Genomic DNA, 3,605 nt, shown 5'->3' on the forward strand with positions numbered 1-3,605 from the left:
TTCAGGCGAAGGCCGCCTTCACGTACGGCGGATACCAGACCGAGTGATCAAGTTCGACGCACCATTCGACGTCGGAGGTTAAAGCTCAAGCTAGGAGGGCGTCCAGGCTGCTTAGGTTCTGTGACCGCGTAGACACCTCAGGCGATTAGCAGGTCAAGCGGCGACCGGGAGTTCGGTGGGGAAGGCCGTGCTCTCATCGAACAGTGTGTGGTTCTGGAGGCAGTGGTAGAGCTGGCCGATCATGCGGTTGAAAAGGTTGCGCTGGGCGGCGGCATGCCAGTCTCCGTGGTTGTCGCGCCGCCTGCGGTAGTGGGCCTTGGCGCCGGGCGAGGCAGTGATCGCGGAAAAGGCCCACAAGTAGCCGGCGTGGTTGAGTCGGTCGTTCTTCACCCACCGGCGGGTGATGGACGACTTCTTGCCGGAGGCGCGGGTGATGGGTGAGGAGCCGGCGTACGCCTTCAGACCGCGGGCGTCGGCGAACCGGTGCCGGTCGTCTCCGATCTCGGCCAGCACCCGGGCGCCGAGCTGGACGCCGAGACCAGGGAAGCTGAGGATCACGTCAGCGTCCGGGTGCTGAGGGAAAGCCTCCTCGACCGCCTCGGCGAGGTCGTCGGCGGCGGTGCAGGCAGTCTCCAGTTGGACCAGCAGGGCCACCATCTGCTTGCCGAGCGCGTCCTCGACGAGCGGCGGCTGGTGGGCCCACTCGGCGCGGAAGACCTCGCGGAGCCGTTCGGCCTCGGCTTCGATGCCTCGCTTGCGGCCAGCGCGTTTGAGCGCGGCCTGGATCTGCGTGCGGGTCAGCCGGGCGGCCCTGGTGGGGGTGGGGGCGGTCTTGAGGAGTTCGCGGGCCTCGGGCCGGCACAGGCGTTGTTCCACTTGGCGAAGGCGTCCAGAGCGGCCGGGTAGTACTCACGGAGCAAGGACCGGAGCTGGTTGGCGCACTGTTGCTTGTTCCACGTCGCGTCCTGCTGGGCGCGGGCGAGGACGGCGAGGGCCTGGGCGAGGTCACTGTCCTGGGGCAGGGGGCGATGGGCGTGCATGTCGGTGCGGAGGATGTTCGCCAGCACCAGCGCGTCGCCGGGGTCCGACTTCTTGCCGGAGACGCAGTGGCGGTCGCGGTAGCGGGCGGCAGCCATCGGGTTGATCGCGAAGACCTGCCGCTTGCCGGTCCGTAGCACCGCCACCAGCAGGCCCCGGGAGGTCTCGATCGCCACCGGAATTGGGTTGTCCTCGGTGTCGCCGTATTCGGCGAGCAGGTCCAGCAGGATCCGGTAGCCGAACGCGTCATCGGCGATGTGCCGCTTGGCCAGCAGCTGGCCGGAGTCGTCGACGAGGGCGACGTCGTGAGTTCGTTCGGCCCAGTCGATTCCACAGTAGATCACGTTGCTCCTCCCCTGAGCGTTGACTGTTTGCGCTGGTCACGAGCGCATGCGGGCCACGCAGCGACCTAATTCAAGGACTCGACCCCATGGCCGGTCCGCCACCTCAGCAGCCGTTCGTGGCGCCAGCTCACCCCACGGGCCTCGGTCTAAGCCGGAGCCTCGAACGGCTCGGGCGTATCAAGAGGTCACCGTGCGACGGGCTCGTACCACAAACACCAACGAGTGGTCAGGCGACAGGTGTTGACGTAGTGGCGGCCGCGAAGGCACCGAGCGTCACCGCTCTACGCGGAGGCATCAACGCCGTGTTCGCCGAAGGTATCCGCCCGGTACCCACGCGACCGCCACCACGAGATCCGCCGGACCGTGCGCCGCTCTGATGCGAGGCGTCAGTCGCCAGGCAACGTTTAGACATCACGGTCCAGTTCGAACAGCACCGCAAGGCTCACAGCTCCTCGTGGCACCGTTAACAAGGAAATAGGTTCGCCGGGTTGGCCATGCTGCGCAGGGGAGTTGACGGCGCGCGTATGGTGGAGAGGAAACGCATCAACGCCCGCCCCGGGTTATGAGCCGGGCGGGCCGAACGGGGGAAGAAAGGTGCGTGCCCGATGACGATCGGGCTCCTCTCCACGATCGCTACTGTGTTCTACGGGGGTACGGTCTCGATCCTCGCTCTTACTGCGACCTTTGCTCCGCGTCGCATGCTGCGGCATGAAGCGCGCAGCACCCTTGCTGTCCTGGTACGGGGGAGGGCGGTGGAGTCGCAGCAAGTAGACGGCGTGGCAGTAGGCCCAAGCAGCTGAGCGGTCACGGCGAAGTCAAGTGCTGATCCGTTTTCGGCGCCCGGGCACGCCAGCGCCGGGGTTGGTCAGGCTGCCGTTGTGAGGGGGCGGACGCCCCCTCGACTCGGCGGCCTTATCAATCCAGTGCGATGAAGTCGAACCAAGCATCAGGCCGACAGCAGGGGCGGGATTGGCCTCGTGATCGCGGCAGCCGGCAGCAGAACGTCAGGTTCGGCGCCGGGATCCTCGGCGATGACGAGGCTGGCCGCGTCGATGTCGAAGCCGTTTGGCCAGATGGTCAGGTCGCTCGCCAGTGCGCCTTCGAGTCTCGCGTGCTGCAGGTCGGCACCGCTGAGGTCGCAGCCCCGCAGGTCAGCCAACCGCAGATCCGCACGGACGAACACCGCCCCATGGGCCCGAGCCTTGCGCAGGTTCGCCTCCCTGAGGTCCGCACCGGAGAAGTCCGCCTCCCGCAGGTCGGCCTTGACCAGGCGTGCGCCGCGCAGATCGGCTTCGAGACAGCGGACCTGATGGAGAATCGACGTCCCGAGTTCGGCATACCGCAGGTTGGCTTCGATCAGTGACGCCCCGCTCAGGTTGACCTGGTACACGCTCGCCGCTTCCAGGCATGTGGCGTCGAGGTTGACACCGTTCAGCCACAGCCCGTCGCAGTCGGCTCGACGAAGGTCGGTGAAGCTTACGTTGAGCCAACCCGGGCTGCGTTCCTGGCCAAGGACTCCGAGGCAGGTGAGCGCCACCTGAGCATCGGCGGCACGGGTCTCCAGCGGGCGTACCGAGTTGATGGACGCGTCCGCCGCCGGAGCGCCCGGCTCCTGTGGCGGCCACGGCAGATGTGTCCGAAGGTATGCCGCCATGATCGAGACGACGGCTTCGTGGTCGCGGGCGGAGTGGTCCGCGATCCGCCACAGTGCGTAGATGCCGCCGATCCGCACGTCCAGTTTGTCACTGCCGAGCTGTTCCACTGCCCGGCTGAAGCGATCGGTGACATTGCCCTCCCGGGTGGCGTTCAGCCCGTCCTGGCTGACACGCAACTGCCGCCAGGTGGCGTAGGCGCCGAACAAGACGACCGCGCCACCGACCGCCTGCAGCAGCGTGGTACGCACGTTGTTCACCGCGTTCATCCGGTCCGCGGCAGCAAGGTGGCCGCCAGCGAGATCATGGTCCACCACCATCCCTGGAAGGACCAGGAGCACTACGGACAGCACGGCCAGTGCGGCCACCCCGACCAAGGCCACGGCCACCGTGCGAGTCGCGCGCCAGCGGCTACGAACACTTTCCCCCATAGCCATCGGATCCTAGAGCAAAGCCGAACCCGGCGAACCTGAGCGGTCACGGCACTAGGGCCTGTGTGATGTTGTGATCAGGTAGTTGCCTTCAGGAGGTCGTTGATCCAGATCATCGAGGCACGGAGGTGGAGGCCGGC

Annotated in this window: 1 protein-coding gene and 1 pseudogene; both read right to left on the reverse strand. The window is 66.9% G+C overall.

Translation table 11 applies throughout. From position 1 onward, the window contains the following. Positions 1-153 precede the first annotated feature (153 nt). Positions 154-1,382, reverse strand: a pseudogene (locus ABT288_RS49645) (IS110 family RNA-guided transposase). Positions 1,383-2,328: 946 nt separating this feature from the next. Then, positions 2,329-3,402: a pentapeptide repeat-containing protein gene (locus tag ABT288_RS49650; RefSeq protein WP_351623407.1), complete on the reverse strand. Its 1,074-nt coding sequence runs from the start codon at positions 3,400-3,402 to the stop codon at positions 2,329-2,331. Positions 3,403-3,605: the final 203 nt, after the last annotated feature.

Origin of the sequence: Streptomyces sp. NPDC001093, assembly GCF_040298985.1 — a bacterium.
GTDB lineage: Bacteria > Actinomycetota > Actinomycetes > Streptomycetales > Streptomycetaceae > Streptomyces.